Raw genomic sequence first — 15,892 nt, 5'->3', positions numbered from 1 at the left:
GCGTGTGAAAGGAATTTAGGTTCCCGGGCGTGCGAACTGCTCCGCACGCCCGGAAAATCCTCGGGTCTGACGAGGTGTCAGGCCTTGTCGGTCACCAAAAGGGCAAAGGCCTGGGTTTCGGCGACTTCCTTCAGCCGGTCGAAACGGCCGGAAGCGCCGCCATGACCGGCTTCCATGTTGGTTTTCAGCATCAGCAGCTTGTCACCTGTGCCGGTTGCCCGCAGCTTGGCAACCCATTTGGCCGGCTCCCAGTAGGTCACGCGCGGATCGGTCAATCCGCCTACCGCCAGGATGGCCGGATAGGCCTTTGCCTCGACGTTGTCATAGGGCGAGTAGGACGCGATGTAATCGTAGGCTGCCTTGTCCGTGATGGGGTTGCCCCATTCCGGCCATTCCGGCGGCGTGAGCGGCAGCGTGTCGTCCAGCATGGTCGACAGAACGTCGACAAACGGAACTTCGGCAATGATGCCGCCGAATTTTTCCGGTGCCAGATTGGCAATCGCCCCCATCAGCATGCCGCCGGCCGAGCCGCCCTGAGCGACGATGCGATGGTGCGAGGTGAAGTTTTCCGCAACAAGATGGTCTGCCGCGGCTATGAAGTCGGTGAAGGTATTCTTCTTGTTCTCGCGCCGCCCATCCTTGTACCAATGGAAGCCCTTGTCCTTGCCGCCGCGAATATGGGCGATGGCGTAGACGAACCCCCGGTCGACCAGCGACAGGCAGTTGGTGTTGAAGCTCGCCGGAATGGTGATGCCGTAGGAACCATAGCCGTAAAGCAGCAGAGGTGCGGAGCCGTCGAGCCTGGTGTCCTTGCGGTAGAGCACAGACACCGGCACGGTTTCGCCGTCGGCTGCGGGAGCCATCAACCGGCGGGTGACGTAGTCGTCCGCATCATGGCCGGAAGGCACTTCCTGTTCCTTGCGCAGAATACGCTCGCGGGTCTCGACATTGTAGTCGAAGGTCTGCGACGGCGTTGTCATCGAGGAATAGGTGAAGCGGATCGTGCTCGTGTCGAACTCGTAGCCGCCGCCAAGGCCGAGCGAATAGGCTTCCTCGTCGAAGGCGATGGAGTGCTCGATGTTGTCTGCAAGCCGTCGGATCACGATGCGCGGCAAGCCGTCTTCGCGCTCCAGCCGCGTCATGAAGGACTTGTAGACGCAATGCGACAGGATCAGGCATCCTGCCTTGTGGGGCACAAGATCGGACCAGTTTTCGCGGCCGGGAGTGCCTTTCGGCGCAGTGACGATTTTGAAGTCCTCGGCGCCGCCTGCGTTGGTCAGGATGTAGAGTGTGTCGCCGTGATCGTCGATGGAGTACTCGATACCGGTCTCGCGCTCTGCGACAAGCACCGGTTCGGCGGTCGGGTCGGTGGCCGGGATCATCCAGACTTCGGAGGTCTCGTGATCGTGAATGTCGATGACGATCGTGTCGCCGGACTGGGTCTTGCCGACGCCCATGAAGAAGCCGGCATCCTTTTCCTCGTAGACGAGAACGTCGCTCGCCGGATCGGAACCGACTTCGTGACGGAAGAGTTTCGAGGGCCGGTGGTTGGCGTCGAGGCGAACGTAGAACACATAGCGGCTGTCTTCCGAGAAGACGCCGCCGCCGCCCGTGTCCTCGATGGCGTAGTCGAAATCCTTGGCAGACTGGGCGTCGCGCAGCTTCAGTGAATAATATTCCGAGCCCTTGTCGTCATAGGCCCAGGCGATGAGCTTGTGATCCGTCGACTGGCTGACGCCGCCGATCCGGAAATATGCCGTTCCTTCGGCTTCCTTGTCGCCATGGAGAAGAACCGTTTCCGCGCCGCCGTCACGCGGGGTGCGAAAGAAAACCGGTTGCTGGCCGCCGGTTTCATACTTGAGGCCGTAAGCGAAGGGCCCGTCGGGCGCAGGAACCGAGCTGTCGTCTTCCTTGATGCGGCCGCGCATTTCCGCAAAAAGCTTCTCCTGCAGAGCCTTTGTCGGTGCCATCTGCGCTTCGTGATAGGCATTTTCCGCTTCCAGATAGCTGCGGATGTCGGCATCCAGCACGGACGGGTCCTTCATGACCTCCTGCCAGTTGTCCGCCCTCAGCCAGGCGAAGTCGTCCTGGCGGGTAATGCCGTGGGTCTCAAGGGTGAGGGGGCGCGCTGCGGCGCGCGGGGGAAGGGCATCCTGTTTCATGGATCGGAGGTAAGATTTTTGAGCCTTGAAGGCAAGGGTCAATACTGGCGAGGCGGCTGGGCGTTTCCGCTTTCAGGCAATCCTGTCGTGCTTTCAGACAAGAGCAGCGACCCGCAAAAGTCTTTGACATTTTTCAGGCGTTCGCGCACTTAGGAAGAGATGGTTCCCGACTCCGAACTCCGGACCGGGATTAAAAGGGAACACGGTGCGACGAGCCCGAAAGGCTGCAAATCCGTGACTGCCCCCGCAACTGTGAGCGGTGAGCAAACCTGAAAGCGCCACTGGGGAGACCCCGGGAAGGATCAGGCAAGCAATGACCCGCAAGTCAGGAGACCTGCCATTTCACCTTAAACCTTAACCCGGGCGGGGTGCCCCGGAGGAGTGAGTGACATGGCCAATCGGCACCTGCCGGCAAAGTTGCACATTCGGTTCCTGACTGCCCCGCGAAATCGCGGAGGGCGATATGAACCGGAAATTTTCTGCTGAATTCTCAAGACTTGCCAACCTCCTGACCGAGGCTGATCCGCTGGCGACGCGCGCAGCACGCGCGATGGTTCCCGATGGGCTGCAAAAATCTGTTGTCAGCGAGAATATAGGTAATGTAATAACATTACATGGTGATTGTTCCAAACGTACCCGATCCGGCCGTGCCCAGTGCAACGAGGAAAGCAATGCCTTTGCTTTTCCGCAGCCTCCTGTCGGTTCACTGGCAGAAGCCGTGGAGGCGCGTCATGAGCAATGATCCGCACAAGATATTTGTCTGCACGACCTGTCGTCACAATGGGCAGACTTGCCATCCCGGATATGGGCTGATCTGCAAGCTGAAGAGTGCAATGGCACAGGCAGTGCCTGTCGTTGGAGACGAATTCGAAATCAGTGGAACAGCCGACATGGAGAGCTGTTCGAGACCTTGCACGCTGGCATTCAAGGCCACCGACAAGGCGATCTACCTCTTTGGGGACATTGAGGACGATACGGACATCGACGACCTGGTCGACTACGCCAATCGGTATCGCCAGATTGAAAATGGATGCGAGGTGACCGAGGAAAGCCACGGCAAGCGCTGGAGCGCATCGCAAGGCCGGCTTCCGGCAGCGATGATCGTTTCAGAAGCAGACGGGACGGCGTTCTCATGACAGGGGTCGATCTGTTTGTCCGGGAGGTCAGCTGGAAGACGGGGCAGGGCAAAACCATTCTGCATCCGCTCAGCTTCGGTCTGCCTGCCGGTGAGGTTCTTGGAATTGCCGGTGCCAACGGTGCCGGCAAATCCACCCTGTTGCGGCTGCTCTATCGCTTCCTGAAACCGAAAACGGGCGAAATCCTTCTGGATGGCACGGATCTCTGGCACATCAGTGCCAGAGAGGCCGCCAAAACGATCGCCGCCGTGCTTCAGGAGCAGCCGACCGACTTTGCCTTGACCGTGCGCGAGATCGTCACACTCGGTCGGCGTCCCCATGCAACCGGTATTGCCGGCGCAGGCAAGCGGGACGCCGAGATCGTCGATGACTGTCTCGGGAAAATGGATCTGCTGTCCTATGCAAAAAGAGCCTTCGGCACATTGTCAGGAGGGGAAAGGCAACGGGTGATGGTGGCCCGGGCGCTGGCGCAAGAACCAAGGCTTCTGGTGCTGGATGAGCCGACGAACCATCTGGACATCCGTCATCAGCTCGAGATCGTCGAGCTGATTGCCGATCTGGACATTACCATTGTCACCAGCTTGCACGACCTCAACCTGGCAAGCCGTGTCTGCGACAAGGTCTTGCTGTTGCATGAGGGCCGACTGGTTGCCCAGGGAATGCCGGAGACGGTGCTGACCCCCGGCAACATTGAGCAAGCCTATTCGGTACAGGTCAGACTGGAGCAACTGTCTGCCAGCCGCGAGCGCTACCTGACCTTCCATCTTTGAATTTCTGGAGACTTAAAATGAAAAAAATTGCCCTGGGCCTCGCGCTCACCTTTCTGTCTGTACCGGCAATTGCGCAAACGACCGTGGAAAGCTGCAACCGCACGGTGACCTTCGACACGCCGCCCAAAGCAGCCGTTTCGAATGACGTCAACCTGACCGAGATGATGCTGGTACTTGGCCTGCGCGACCGCATGGTTGGGTATACCGGCATTTCAGGCTGGAAGACGCTGGACGCGGAAATGCGTGAGGGCGTTGCCGAACTTCCCGAACTCGCGTCGAAATATCCGAGCAAGGAAGTGCTGATCGGGGCCGACGCCGATTTCTTCTTCGCCGGCTGGAACTACGGCATGAAGGTGGGCGGTGAAGTGACGCCTGAAACGCTGGAGCCGTTCGGCATCAAGGTCTACGAGCTGACCGAATCCTGCATTCATATCGGCGACAAGCCGAAGGCGTCTCTGCAGGATCTCTATAACGACCTCCTCAACCTCGGAAAAATCTTCGGTGTTGAAGACACAGCTCACGATCTTGTTGCGGCCTACAAGCTGGAGCTGGACCGGATCGCGGCAACGGTGCCTGCTGGTGAAGATCCGCTGCGGGTCTTTGTCTACGACAGCGGCGAGGACAAACCCTTCACCGCCGGACGATATGCCATGCCGACAGCGCTTATCGAGGCAGCCGGCGGCGTCAACGTGATGGACGATTTTGAAAAGAGCTGGGCGACCGTCGACTGGGAAACCGTGGTGGAAAAAGACCCGGACATGGTCGTGATCGTCAACTACGGCGAAGTGACGGCTGATCAGAAACGCGACTTCATGAAACACAATCCCGCCCTGGCCAATATTGCAGCCGTCAAGAACGACCGTTTTGTCGTGCTGGACTATGTCGAGGCAACCCCGGGGCCGCGGAACCTCAAGGCCATCGGAAAGCTCACCGAAGCGTTCTGGGGAGAGTGAGCCTTGCAGAAGATGCTTCGAACTGCCGTTGCAGGCAGAAACGATAGACCGGCATGAGCCTGCTCACGGCCAAAAGCGCTGGCCTGCGCCGGTTGCGTGGGAATGGGGTATTGCTTCTGGCCGGCGTGCTGGTGCTGGCTGTTTCCATTGTAGCCGCCATCGGTGCAGGTGCGGTGCCGATCCCGGGTAGCACTGTCTTCAAGGTCCTCGTCAACGGCGTGGTGCCCGGCTATTTCGACGTGGACTGGTCCAAGGGCCGGGAGGCTATCGTCTGGGAGATCCGGTTTCCGCGGGCGCTGCTGGCCGGGTTTGTCGGTGCTGGTCTGGCCGTTGTCGGCGCCGCCCTGCAATCCGTCACGCGCAATCCCCTGGCCGATCCGCATCTGCTCGGCATTTCGTCCGGTGCAGCGGCTGGCGCCATTCTTGCGCTGTTGCATACTGGTCTTTTCCTGGGGCTGATGACCGTTCCGCTGATGGCATTCGCCGGTGCGTTGGCGGCAACTTTTCTGGTGCTCGGGGTGACGCGGTTTGCATCTGCAACCAGTGCCGACCGGCTGGTGCTGGCCGGTGTGGCCGTGTCCTTCATCATCATGGCGATCGCCAATATCCTGATTTTCCTGGGCGATCCGAGGGCAACGCATACGGTTGTCTTCTGGATGCTGGGCGGTCTCGGTCTTGCCCAATGGGCTCAGCTGCCGTTTCCGCTTGGCATTCTGCTGCTGGTGGCGCCGTATTTTCTGCTGCGGTCTGCCGATCTCAATGCGATGACCATCGGCGATGAAACCGCGTCGACGCTCGGCATTCCGGTTGCCCGGTTCCGTCTCACGGTGTTTGTGCTGGGAGCTCTGATCACCGGTGTGATGGTAGCCTTTTCAGGCATCATCGGCTTTGTCGGGCTGATGGTGCCGCATATTGCCCGCTTCCTGGTAGGGGGCAATTATAGCCGGGTTCTGCCGGCATCGATGATGCTTGGCGCAATCTTTCTGATCTGGGCGGACATCATCGCACGAACGCTCCTGTCCCCCGAGGATATGCCTATCGGCATTGTCACCGGGCTGATTGGCGGCATTTTCTTCGTGCTCCTCCTGCGCTCCCGCACGGGTCAGGCACACTAGTACCTCGCACGGACCGCTTTCGGCCGTTCAGCCGGTCCTGGTTGAATGGTCGCTGGTCAGAGCGAGGCTCAAGGTTCGTTGTGGCAGATCTCGACGGTTTCCATCAGGCAGCATTCGTATAGTGTTGCTTTATCGAGACCAAAACGGACCCACATGGACAAACTTCCCACCAATCTTGCGGAATTCACACACATCCGGATCATCATCGGCATGGTGATCGGGCTGGGTGTTGCGCGGCTGCTCAATGGCCTCGCGCGGTATGTTCAACATCCCCAACGCGAAGAGATCTACAGCGTGCACCTTGGGTGGTCGTTGTTCATGCTTTTGTCCGTCGTTCACTTCTGGTGGTTCGAATTCGCACTTGGCCGCATCCAGGTCTGGACGTTCGAAAGCTATCTGTTCGTCATCGCCTTTGCCGCACTCTACTTTTTTATTACCGCAGTGCTTTATCCGGACAAGATGGGCGAATACGCCAGCTACAAGGATTATTTTCACGCCAGGCAGACCTGGATCTACGGCTTGCTTGCCCTGATGTTCGTACTCGACATCGTGGACTCACGGCTGAAGGGGATCGATTATTTCAACGATCTTGGAACCGCGTATCTGGTGCGTCAGATCGTGATGATCGTGCTGGTGCTGGCCGCGACGAGGATCCGCAAGTCCGCTTATCACATCGGTCTTGTCAGCGTTGTCCTGCTGTCGCAGATCTGGTTGATCACCAGCAACTTCAGCGTCCTGAAGTAACTGGCGTCCTCTGGCCGTTCATCGGAACCACAGCCTCAAGCGGCTGCGCCCGTCGGCCTCATCTTGCCGCGCATGAAGATGAAGATCATCACTGCCATGTTGAGGAAGTTCCAGGCGATACCGTTCAGGAACGCGGCCTGGTAGGAGCCTGTGAGGTCATAGATCCAGCCGGACAGCCAGCCCCCGAGGGCCATGCCGAGAATTGTCGCCATGATCACCAGGCCGACACGCTGTCCAGCTTCGCGGGCCGGCAGGTATTCTCGCACGATCACGGCATAGCTGGGCACGATGCCGCCCTGCGACAGACCGAAGATGAGGGACACGAGGTAGAGCGAAGCCAGGCCGTTGAAGGGAATGAACAGGAACAGCGCCGCACATTGCAGCACGGAACCGATCAGCAGGGTCATGACGCCGCCGATCTTGTCGGCAATATATCCGGATGCCAACCGGCTGATGACACCGGCACCGGTCATCAGTGCGATCATGTCCGCTCCGGGGGCAACGCCATAACCCAGATCGACGCAATAGGCGACGATGTGAACCTGTGGCATCGACATGGCGACGCAGCACGCAAGACCCGCGACCACGAGAAGAGCCTGCAGGACGGCAGGCGGCAGGCCGGTGTCCTGGCGACCGAAACGGGCCGTGGCCGCACCGGTGCTCAGGGATGTGTCCGGAGGCGGCCGGCGCAGCAAAAGGGCCAGCGGCACCATGGCGACAAGGCAGATGACGCCGATGAGGATATAGGTCTGGCGCCAGTCGGACGTCGCAAGGCTCCACTGGATCAGCGATGGCCAGAGCACACCGGCAAGATAGTTTCCGCAGGCGGCGCAGGCGACCGCAAAACCGCGCCGTTTCAGGAACCAGTGTGAGATGTCGGCGATCAGCGGGCCGAATGTGGCCGCGGTGCCCAGACCGATCAGCAGACCCTGCGCCAGAGAGAAGCTCCAGACATCCGGCGCAAAGGCGGCCAGAACGAAGCCGGCACCGAGTGATAGAGCAGAGCCTATGACGGGTATGACAATACCGTAGCGGTCGACGACGCGGCCAAGCAGGTAGTTGCCCGCAGCAAACCCGAACATCGTCGCGGTGTAGGGCAGGGACGCTCCGGCACGATCGATCCCGAAATCCGTCTGGACGGCGGGCAGAACGATGACAACCGCCCACATGCCGGCACCACCAAGGGTGCTCAGCAAAATCGAAATCGCCAACCGGAACCAGGCGTAAGGCCCGTCCTGGACGTATGGATCGGATGCGTTGGCAAGGGACATGATCGGGTACCGGGAAAGTGCAGAACCATCTGCCTAACAGGTTCGCCGATGGGGAACCAACAAATATCCTTGAACCAACCGACCACAAATTCAAATGATTGCACGAAGGCGGAGAGGCCGCCTTCGTGCCGGAGCAGATGTTTAGCGGACGTCAGGCGTTCGCTTTCAGACTTTCGGAGATGAAATCACTCAACGAGCGGGTCGGATGACCGATCAGGTCCTCCAGGGCCGTGGAAGTCGTGAAGAGCTCGCCTTGAGACGCGCCTCTGTCGGAATCAGCGAGGACATTTGCAAAGCCCTCCGGCAGACCTGCCTGCACCAGGATGCCGGCATAGGTTGCTTCTGGCAGGTTGTTGAAAGGTATCTCACGGCCGGACTGGCTGGAGAGCTCTGCTGCCAGGTCGGCAAGACTGAACGCAGGTGATCCGCCAAGTTCCAGTGCTCGCGTGCTCAGGTCGCTGCCGGCAACGGTGCGGGCTGCGGCTTCCGCGTAATCTTCGCGTCCAGCGGCGGAAAACTTGCCGTCACCGCTTGCGCCCGCAACGGCACCATGGGCAAGGGCAGCCGCTACAGTGCCGCCGAAATTCTCGATGTACCAGCCGTTGCGCAGCACGGCATGGGCAATGCCGCTTTCGCGCAGCATCCGTTCCGTTTCGGCATGTTCCACACCCAGCTGGAGGCTGGACTGCGGAACGTTGAGAAGGCTGGTGTAGACGATGAAACGGACGCCGGCTGCCTTGGCTGCATCGATGACGGCCTTGTGCTGCGGTGCGCGCTTGCCGACCTCCGATCCGGAGATCAGCAGAAGTCGCTCAACACCTTCCAACGCAGCCGGCAGGGTGGCGCTATCATCGTAATCAGCCTTCACCACCGAAACCTGGTCCGTGGCAAGATCGCCCGCTTTTTCCGGTGAGCGGACAAGCGCGCGAACTGGCTCGGCGGTGAGGCCGGCAAGATGTTTGAGGACAAGACGGCCCAGCTGACCATTGGCACCCGTGACTGCGATCATTGTGTTTCTCCTTGAAGGTTGATCGTTCGAAAATGCATCGGATGCTGCCCATGTAGACGGATCACTTACTTTTTGTTAGTACGTACAAAAAGGTTAGTTTTGAGATTTATCGGATCTCGGACAAAAAACTGGAAAACAGGATGAGTGATACGGCAGAAATAACCCCCAAGTGCGTGCTGAACAGCGGCGCGCCCTTGTCCGAATTGATGCAGCAGGGGGAACTGCTCAACCAGAACTGTCCATCACGCGAAATCCTGCGGCATCTCACGAGCCGTTGGGGCGTGTTGGTGCTGATTGCGCTTCTGGAAAAAGATCAGCGGTTTTCAGAACTTCGCCGCACCGTCGGCGGCGTCAGTGAAAAGATGCTGGCGCAAACGCTGCAGACTTTGGAGGCCGACGGGTTCGTCAACCGGTATTCCCACCCGGTCGTGCCACCGCATGTCGATTACAGCCTGTCCCCGATCGGCCGGGAAGCTGCAGAGAAAGTGCGAGAATTCGCTGACTGGATCGAGGTCAATATTGCCAGGATCCTGTCCGCCAAGTCCGGCCACGAGGAGGCCGTGGCAGCGGAATAACGATTTGAGGCGTTTTTCCGGCCCTTGATCGGGAGATGAACCGTCAGTGGGTATAGCGGTCGACGATCTGCCAGTATCTCGGATCGCGCCACACCCTGGAGACGGCAGCCGACAGCCGGCCTCTGATCTGCGGATCGAGATCCTTGTTGGCGGCCAGCCACTGGATGCCGTGGGTAACCGGAGCGCCGATGACGAGACTTCCCGGGTCGTATCCCTGCTGGCGGAACATGTAGCTGGCCCGAACAGACATGGTGTACCAGGCATCGATCCTGCCGGTTTTGAGCATGACGCTCATCTGTTCGGCTGATGGTATTTCCTCAACATTGCGAACACCGAACCGCTGGAGGATCTGGCTGCGCTGGCTGCCGAGATGCACCCCGATGACCTTGCCGCTCTCAATAGCCTTTTCAAAGGTATCCAACGGCTGGTCGAGCGTTACGAATGCGCTTTCCGTATAAAGCAGGGGTGCGATGTACTGGAACTTCTCACTGCGGTTCCTGGAATAGGCAGCAGTGAAGAGAAGTGAACCGGGCGTGTTTTCAGCCAGCAGCTGCGCGCGCCTCCAGGGGGCGAAGCGGATCTTGATATCCAGGCCGGCCTCTTCTGCAACGAGCTCCATGAGCTCGACTGCAATGCCCTTCTCCTGCTCATTGATGGAGAGAGGGGGCAGATATCCGGTGAATGCGACCAGCTCTTCTGCGGCGGCTGGTGAAGACAGGACCGGTTGGCCGGCAAGTCCCAAGCCGAGGCCGAAAACCAGTGCGCGCACGCAGGTGCAAGCAAAACTCCGTAGTACAGACAAGTCCCACCCCGATGTTCTTGAAGTTTGTGATGCTATTATTATCAGGGGTGTGTAACTGAAATCTAAAACTGGAAACTGTTCTTGAAACGGCTTTTTAATGCATGCATTAGATCTGCCCGCCCCGAAGCTGTAGCCGAGGCGGGCAGATGAACGGTCTATTCCGACTTGGCGGGTGGCCGGCCGCCGTGAACGAAATTCATGGCATGGCCATTGAGGCAATAGCGCAAGCCTGTCGGCGGTGGCCCGTCCGGGAAGACGTGACCCAAATGCGCGTCGCAACTGCTGCAACGGATTTCGGTTCGGATCATGCCATGGGACTGGTCTTCAAGTTCCCGGATCGCATTCGGGTCGACTGCCTCGAAAAAGCTGGGCCAGCCGCAGCCGGAATCGAATTTTGTATCCGACATGAACAGCGGCGTTTCACAGCACACGCAATCGTAACGGCCGATGAGCTTGTTGTCCCAGTAGGGACCGGTGAAAGGGCGCTCGGTGCCGGATTGGCGGGTCACATAGAACTGCTCGGGTGTAAGCTGCTCCATCCATTCGGCGGTGGTCTTCCTGATGGGGGGAGATGCTTTTTCGTGGCGGGTGGTTTCGTCGCTCATTCGGCATTCCTTATTTGATGTTTTTCCCAGAAATAGGGGCGTGCACAGGTTGCTGCAAGCCGGAGCAGATAACGGTTTCGTCAATCGTCACCTGCGGAGCCAGGCCGTGCTTCATCCGTTCGTGGATTGGAAGGTGCTCTTGATTGTCGCCGTGAAAGGTCCGGGGCTAGCGAGCCAGGTGGCTTAAGGACGTCTTCACCCGGTTACCGCCTTCCTGTCTCGCCTGAAAAACGCAGTTTTCGGCAGCGGCGAGGAGAAATTCCGAGCTTTCCGAGACCCCCGTCTGTTCCACGACTGCGCAAGCCGCACCGACGGAGGCCGTCATGACGCCATTGCCGGCGGTATTTTCCGGGTTGGGAATGCCAAGGTCCTGAATGGCTACGTGCAGATACGCGCTGATAGTTTCGGCGCCCATTTCGTGAGTTCTTGGAAGGAGGAGAGAAAATTCCGCCGTTGCCGTTCGAGCGGCGATATCTGCCGGACGGCGCGCGGTCTCCTTCAGGGTATCGGCTACCCTGGTCAGGCAATCCTCGGCAGCGCTCGGTCCGAACCGCTCCACCAGAGCTTCGAAACGGTCGAGAGACACCTTGATCAGACTGGTGTGGGTCTTTTCACGCAAGGCGATTGCCCATTCCCGTTTCAGGCCATCCTCGAAGGCACGGCGGTTGAGAAGTCCGGTGAGCGGATCCGTCTGGGTTGCCGCATCCAGCAGGCTTTCCAGCTCCTTGCGTTTGGAAATGCTGCGGAAATAGACCGCGAATGCGTAAGGCTTGCCGGCGGCATCTTCCAGAAGATGCGTGGTCACCTCCGCCCAGACCATCGGGCCGAAGGCGGAACGGAGCTGAAGATCGGCATGGGGAAGGGGGGCGTCGGCATCGCCGCTGCCGGAAAGGATCCGGTGCAGAAGATCTGCATCGGTGTTCGGGCTGGCCAGATAGACCAGGTCGCTCAGGTGATCGACCAGTTTGTCCGCACTCCATCCGAACATGCGCTCGGTTGCAGGAGAGATGAAAGCGGGCGTGCCGTCCAGACCGATCAGAACAATGGCTTCATTGCCAAGTTTGACGAGCGTTTCAAAGTCGATGTTGGACGGACGGAGCAGATCCGTTCCCGAAGGCCTATCCCTATTGCTACCCAACACCATCTTCTGTGCCTCGCTCGAATTCCGTGGCAACGCATTCCCGAATTGAAACTGAACGGTATTCACGCTTTGAAATCAAGTGGCAAGCTGCCTTTCTTGGGTGCAGACGAGGGTGGTTTGACCCGAGTGTGAATGTTGTCGGGTGTATTGCGGGCGCGGATACCTCAAGTTTCGGCCGTGATACGTTTTCAGCACAGAATAAATCTGTGAGATCCCCACTTGTCAGTCCTACCCCTGACAAAAGCGCTCATGTGACGCGGGTGAATTTACCTAAAATCGACAGACATACGCTTGAACACGTAAATTCAACTGCCTAAGACATGTCATAACCCATCGGGACCGTTATTATCCGGCGGATCGGGGCTGATTCGAGCAGGCCCGTTTCCGTCGTTTCTTTAAAAACCGTGACGAAAGATCAGCATGACGCCAGCCTTGATCGACGACACCACTCTCTATGCCGTCCTCGCGCCCTTTGCTGCGGCTGTGGTTGCGCCTTTTCTGACCCGCTGGTTCAAGCACAATGCGGCCTGGCTGCTTGCAATCGTGCCGGCCTTGATCTTCCTGCATTTCACAGGGTTCGTCGAACCCGTGTCAAAAGGGGAAAGCTTCGTTGCGGCAAAGGCCTGGGCGCCCAGCTATGGTGTGAACTTTTCCGTCTATGTCGACGGATTGTCGACGTTGTTCGCCTTGCTGATTTCAGGCATCGGAACCTTCATTATCCTGTATGCCGGCGGCTATCTCAAAGGCCACCCGCAACAGGGCCGGTTCTTCTCGTTCCTGTTGATGTTCATGGGGTCGATGCTCGGCCTCGTGCTCGGCAACAACCTGATTTCTCTGTTTATCTTCTGGGAACTGACGTCGATCACGTCTTTCCTGCTGATCGGCTTCGATCACCTGCGCGCCGCGTCCCGCCGGGCCGCGCTGCAGGCGCTCGTGGTCACGGGGGGCGGCGGTCTGGCCCTGCTGGCCGGTTTCATCCTGATCATCTCCGCCACGGGCGAAATCGAGATGTCGGTGCTGCTGGCCTCGCCGGACATCATCAAGGATACCACGCTCTACGTGCCGATCTTCTTCCTGGTTCTGGGCGGCGCCTTCACCAAGTCGGCTCAGTTTCCGTTCCATTTCTGGCTTCCCAACGCCATGGAAGCGCCGACACCTGTTTCCGCCTATCTGCATTCGGCAACCATGGTGAAGGCCGGCGTCTATCTGTTGATGCGCATGCATCCGCTGCTGGGGGGGACAGAACTCTGGACAACGGTCCTGCCGCTGTTCGGTGGCATAACACTGCTGGTGGGCACGATCCTGGCGGTGCGCCAGACCGACCTGAAGCTGATGCTTGCCTACACGACCGTGGCATCGCTCGGGCTCCTTGTCATGTTGACCGGGACCAGCCAGGAAAAGGCGCTCGAAGGCGCTGTCCTCTATCTTCTCGCGCACTCCCTGTTCAAGGGCGCGCTCTTCATGGTTGCCGGCACGATCGATCACGAAGCCGGTACGCGTGACATCACGAAGCTGGGCGGCTTGCGTTCGGCCATGCCGATCACGTTTGCAGCTGCCTGTCTTGCGGCGCTGTCCATGGCCGGCCTGCCGCCTTTCATCGGCTTCATTGCCAAGGAAGTACTCTACTACGGCACCTGGGGCTGGCTGGAACTCGGTCTGCCCATCACCATCACTGCTGTTATCGGCAATGCCTTGATGCTGGTGATTGCCGCCGCGGTCGCCATCAAGCCCTTCCTTGGTCCGAAAGTGGAAACGCCGAAACATGCGCACGAGGGACCTGTTCTGCTGTTCGCCGGTCCGGTGTTCCTGTCGGTGACCGGCCTAGGGTTGGCCCTGATTGCGCATACCACTGGTGAACTGTTCATCGGGCCGACCCTGTCTTCACTTCTCGGCAAGACGACGCAAATCGAACTTCATCTGTTGCCGACGTCGATCAACGCGCCGCTGCTGTTGTCGCTGGTCACCATCGGTCTCGGGATTGCTCTGTTCACTCAGATCGACCGCCTGCGCGGGCTGATCGGCTCCGTCCTGACAGCGATCGGTTGGGGACCGGACAAGGGGTTCGACCAGTTCGTGGCCGGTATTGTCGGATTGTCCTGGCGGATCACGCGCCTGCTGCAGTCCGGCAAGATGCAGACCTACATGATGCTGACCTTCATCTTCACGGGCGCTGCGGTGTTGTTGCCGGGCTTCCTGACGGACAGCCTGCCGGCAATGCCGAAGATGCCCGACTATCGCTTCTATGAATGGGGCATCCTGCTGATCGCCTTCTTCGGTCTGATTGCAGTGCTCGTCGCCAACACCCGCCTGACAGCCATCGTGTCACTCGGCATCCAGGGCTTTGCAGTCGCCTTGATCTTCATGATGTTCGGCGCGCCGGATCTGTCCTTCACCCAGTTCATGGTGGAGACGCTGTCGGTCGTCATCCTTGCTCTCGTCATGACCAGACTGAACCTGTCGCCCAGTGACCACCGGCATGGTCTTGCCGCGATTGTCACCGGGATCGTCGCGATCGGTGTCGGTCTCGGCCTGACGCTGACGCTGCTTGCGATCACGCAGCAGCCCTTCGACAGCCGCTTGTCCGACTTCTTCGCCCAGTTCAGCCGCTCCATTGCCCATGGCCGGAATATCGTCAACGTGATCATCGTCGACTTCCGCGGCTTTGATACGCTGGGTGAAATCGCCGTGGTGGTTCTGGCCGGGCTTTGTGTTCTGGCGCTCATCCGGGTGCGGACGAAGCCTGAAAAACCGATCGAGAAACCGAAGACGGTCGCACCGCCCACACCGGCCCAGACTGGGGAGGCTCACTGATGCGTACGATCATCTTCCGCACCATTGCGCCCTATCTGTCCGCGCTGATGGTGCTGTTTTCGATCTTTGTGCTGCTGCGCGGCCATAACGAGCCGGGTGGTGGATTTATCGGCGGCCTGATTGCCGCATCGGCGTTGGCGATTTTTGGTATCGCCTGCGGTGTTGCTTCCGTTCGCCGCGCCATCGTGTTCCACCCGATGGGGGTATCCGGTTTCGGACTGTTCCTGGCGGCTGTGGCAGGCATCCCGTCGATATTCAAGGCGCAGGCCTTCATGACCAGCCAGTGGCTGGAGGTACATGTTTTCGGCGTGGAGATCGCCTTGTCGACGCCGTTGTTCTTCGACATTGGCGTTTACCTGGTGGTGGTGGGTGCCATCGGCTCCATTGCACTGGCGCTTGAAGAAAGGGAGGCCGACTGATGGAAACCGGCGTTGTCATCCTGATTGGCCTGTTCTTCACCGTGGCCGTCTACCTGATGCTGTCCAAGCAGCTTGTGCGCATTCTTCTGGGTATCGCCATTCTGGGCAATGCCGTGAACATGCTCATCTTCACCAACGGGCGCCTGACGCGCGAGGTTCCGCCGCTCATTCCGGAACATCTCTATGCTCCGGAAACCGCGACGGCCAATCCGCTGCCGCAGGCGCTGGTGCTGACGGCAATCGTCATTTCCTTCTCGTTCTTTGCGTTCCTGCTGGTGCTGGCCTTCCGGGCCTACCAGGAACTTGGCACCGATGAAGTCAACGAAATGCGCATCGCCGAACCCGAACACGACCAAACTCCGCCGCAAGGGTACTAAGC

General features: G+C 59.1%; 16 protein-coding genes and 1 riboswitch. Of the genes, 10 read left to right on the top strand and 6 right to left on the bottom strand.

The genetic code is table 11. From position 1 onward, the window contains the following. Nucleotides 1-77: 77 nt before the first annotated feature. Nucleotides 78-2,162, bottom strand: a complete 2,085-nt coding sequence (locus tag Q666_RS49095; RefSeq protein ID WP_023000993.1) for a S9 family peptidase — start codon at nt 2,160-2,162, stop codon at nt 78-80. A gap of 143 nt (nt 2,163-2,305) precedes the next feature. Next, nucleotides 2,306-2,519: riboswitch (cobalamin riboswitch) on the top strand. 106 nt (nt 2,520-2,625) lie between these two features. On the opposite strand from Q666_RS49095, the gene Q666_RS65920 reads away from it, so the two are divergent. From Q666_RS65920 to Q666_RS49075, 6 genes are all read left to right on the top strand, one after another. Further along, nucleotides 2,626-2,904 carry a hypothetical protein gene (locus tag Q666_RS65920; RefSeq protein WP_152533347.1) on the top strand — a complete coding sequence of 93 codons (279 nt, stop codon included), beginning with the start codon at nt 2,626-2,628 and terminating at the stop codon, nt 2,902-2,904. Continuing rightward, a complete protein-coding gene (locus Q666_RS0133320) occupies nt 2,894-3,298 on the top strand; it encodes a DUF1636 family protein (protein WP_031269287.1) in 405 nt (134 codons plus the stop codon). Before Q666_RS65920 ends, Q666_RS0133320 begins: the two co-directional genes overlap by 11 nt. Beyond that, nucleotides 3,295-4,068 carry an ABC transporter ATP-binding protein gene (locus Q666_RS49090; RefSeq protein ID WP_023000995.1) on the top strand — a complete coding sequence of 258 codons (774 nt, stop codon included), beginning with the start codon at nt 3,295-3,297 and terminating at the stop codon, nt 4,066-4,068. Before Q666_RS0133320 ends, Q666_RS49090 begins: the two co-directional genes overlap by 4 nt. Before the next feature lie 17 nt (nt 4,069-4,085). Continuing rightward, on the top strand, nt 4,086-5,021 hold the full coding sequence (locus Q666_RS49085) for an ABC transporter substrate-binding protein (protein ID WP_023000996.1): 936 nt from the start codon (nt 4,086-4,088) through the stop codon (nt 5,019-5,021). Between the two features lie 53 nt (nt 5,022-5,074). Then, entirely contained in the window at nt 5,075-6,136 is a 1,062-nt protein-coding gene (locus Q666_RS49080; RefSeq protein WP_023000997.1) for an iron ABC transporter permease, read from the top strand. A 153-nt stretch (nt 6,137-6,289) separates the two neighbouring features. Further along, nucleotides 6,290-6,880, top strand: a complete 591-nt coding sequence (locus tag Q666_RS49075; RefSeq protein WP_023000998.1) for a hypothetical protein — start codon at nt 6,290-6,292, stop codon at nt 6,878-6,880. Nucleotides 6,881-6,915: 35 nt separating this feature from the next. On the opposite strand, the gene Q666_RS49070 is transcribed toward Q666_RS49075, so the two are convergent. Beyond that, a complete protein-coding gene (locus Q666_RS49070; RefSeq protein ID WP_023000999.1) occupies nt 6,916-8,151 on the bottom strand; it encodes an MFS transporter in 1,236 nt (411 codons plus the stop codon). Nucleotides 8,152-8,302: 151 nt separating this feature from the next. Further along, nucleotides 8,303-9,160 (bottom strand): SDR family oxidoreductase, encoded by an 858-nt coding sequence (locus Q666_RS49065; RefSeq protein WP_023001000.1) that lies wholly within the window; start codon nt 9,158-9,160, stop codon nt 8,303-8,305. A 140-nt stretch (nt 9,161-9,300) separates the two neighbouring features. On the opposite strand from Q666_RS49065, the gene Q666_RS49060 reads away from it, so the two are divergent. Continuing rightward, on the top strand, nt 9,301-9,735 hold the full coding sequence (locus Q666_RS49060; RefSeq protein WP_023001001.1) for a helix-turn-helix domain-containing protein: 435 nt from the start codon (nt 9,301-9,303) through the stop codon (nt 9,733-9,735). A gap of 43 nt (nt 9,736-9,778) precedes the next feature. Here Q666_RS49060 and Q666_RS49055 read toward each other — a convergent pair whose 3' ends face one another. From Q666_RS49055 to Q666_RS49045, 3 genes are all read right to left on the bottom strand, one after another. Continuing rightward, nucleotides 9,779-10,537, bottom strand: a complete 759-nt coding sequence (locus Q666_RS49055) for a transporter substrate-binding domain-containing protein (protein WP_208984195.1) — start codon at nt 10,535-10,537, stop codon at nt 9,779-9,781. Nucleotides 10,538-10,692: 155 nt separating this feature from the next. Next, nucleotides 10,693-11,142, bottom strand: a complete 450-nt coding sequence (gene msrB, locus Q666_RS49050; protein WP_023001003.1) for a peptide-methionine (R)-S-oxide reductase MsrB — start codon at nt 11,140-11,142, stop codon at nt 10,693-10,695. Between the two features lie 166 nt (nt 11,143-11,308). Beyond that, nucleotides 11,309-12,286, bottom strand: a complete 978-nt coding sequence (locus tag Q666_RS49045; RefSeq protein ID WP_023001004.1) for a diguanylate cyclase — start codon at nt 12,284-12,286, stop codon at nt 11,309-11,311. Between the two features lie 417 nt (nt 12,287-12,703). Between Q666_RS49045 and Q666_RS49040 the strand changes: the two genes are divergently transcribed. The 3 genes from Q666_RS49040 to Q666_RS49030 are packed head-to-tail and all read left to right on the top strand — an operon-like array spanning nt 12,704 to nt 15,890. Next, nucleotides 12,704-15,094: a putative monovalent cation/H+ antiporter subunit A gene (locus Q666_RS49040; RefSeq protein WP_023001005.1), complete on the top strand. Its 2,391-nt coding sequence runs from the start codon at nt 12,704-12,706 to the stop codon at nt 15,092-15,094. Beyond that, on the top strand, nt 15,094-15,513 hold the full coding sequence (locus tag Q666_RS49035; protein WP_023001006.1) for a Na(+)/H(+) antiporter subunit B: 420 nt from the start codon (nt 15,094-15,096) through the stop codon (nt 15,511-15,513). The genes Q666_RS49040 and Q666_RS49035 overlap by 1 nt, the downstream gene beginning before the upstream one ends. Then, nucleotides 15,513-15,890 carry a Na+/H+ antiporter subunit C gene (locus Q666_RS49030; RefSeq protein ID WP_023001007.1) on the top strand — a complete coding sequence of 126 codons (378 nt, stop codon included), beginning with the start codon at nt 15,513-15,515 and terminating at the stop codon, nt 15,888-15,890. The genes Q666_RS49035 and Q666_RS49030 overlap by 1 nt, the downstream gene beginning before the upstream one ends. Nucleotides 15,891-15,892 lie beyond the last annotated feature (2 nt).

This window comes from Labrenzia sp. C1B70 (genome assembly GCF_000475395.1).
Classification (GTDB): Bacteria; Pseudomonadota; Alphaproteobacteria; order Rhizobiales; family Stappiaceae; genus Roseibium; species Roseibium algicola.
Note: the sequence above shows the minus strand (reverse complement) of the source record. Positions and strands in the feature narration are given on the sequence as shown.

Excerpts from the sequence above, each read along its gene's own strand:
- Q666_RS49040 (WP_023001005.1), top strand. The coding sequence starts at position 12,704 with ATGACGCCAGCCTTGATCGACGACACCACTCTCTATGCCGTCCTCGCG.
- Q666_RS49090 (WP_023000995.1), top strand. The coding sequence starts at position 3,295 with ATGACAGGGGTCGATCTGTTTGTCCGGGAGGTCAGCTGGAAGACGGGG.
- Q666_RS49070 (WP_023000999.1), bottom strand. The coding sequence starts at position 8,151 with ATGTCCCTTGCCAACGCATCCGATCCATACGTCCAGGACGGGCCTTAC.
- Q666_RS49065 (WP_023001000.1), bottom strand. The coding sequence starts at position 9,160 with ATGATCGCAGTCACGGGTGCCAATGGTCAGCTGGGCCGTCTTGTCCTC.
- Q666_RS49030 (WP_023001007.1), top strand. The coding sequence starts at position 15,513 with ATGGAAACCGGCGTTGTCATCCTGATTGGCCTGTTCTTCACCGTGGCC.
- Q666_RS49085 (WP_023000996.1), top strand. The coding sequence starts at position 4,086 with ATGAAAAAAATTGCCCTGGGCCTCGCGCTCACCTTTCTGTCTGTACCG.
- Q666_RS49080 (WP_023000997.1), top strand. The coding sequence starts at position 5,075 with ATGAGCCTGCTCACGGCCAAAAGCGCTGGCCTGCGCCGGTTGCGTGGG.
- Q666_RS0133320 (WP_031269287.1), top strand. The coding sequence starts at position 2,894 with ATGAGCAATGATCCGCACAAGATATTTGTCTGCACGACCTGTCGTCAC.
- Q666_RS49075 (WP_023000998.1), top strand. The coding sequence starts at position 6,290 with ATGGACAAACTTCCCACCAATCTTGCGGAATTCACACACATCCGGATC.
- Q666_RS49095 (WP_023000993.1), bottom strand. The coding sequence starts at position 2,162 with ATGAAACAGGATGCCCTTCCCCCGCGCGCCGCAGCGCGCCCCCTCACC.
- Q666_RS49060 (WP_023001001.1), top strand. The coding sequence starts at position 9,301 with ATGAGTGATACGGCAGAAATAACCCCCAAGTGCGTGCTGAACAGCGGC.
- Q666_RS65920 (WP_152533347.1), top strand. The coding sequence starts at position 2,626 with ATGAACCGGAAATTTTCTGCTGAATTCTCAAGACTTGCCAACCTCCTG.
- Q666_RS49035 (WP_023001006.1), top strand. The coding sequence starts at position 15,094 with ATGCGTACGATCATCTTCCGCACCATTGCGCCCTATCTGTCCGCGCTG.
- msrB (WP_023001003.1), bottom strand. The coding sequence starts at position 11,142 with ATGAGCGACGAAACCACCCGCCACGAAAAAGCATCTCCCCCCATCAGG.
- Q666_RS49045 (WP_023001004.1), bottom strand. The coding sequence starts at position 12,286 with ATGGTGTTGGGTAGCAATAGGGATAGGCCTTCGGGAACGGATCTGCTC.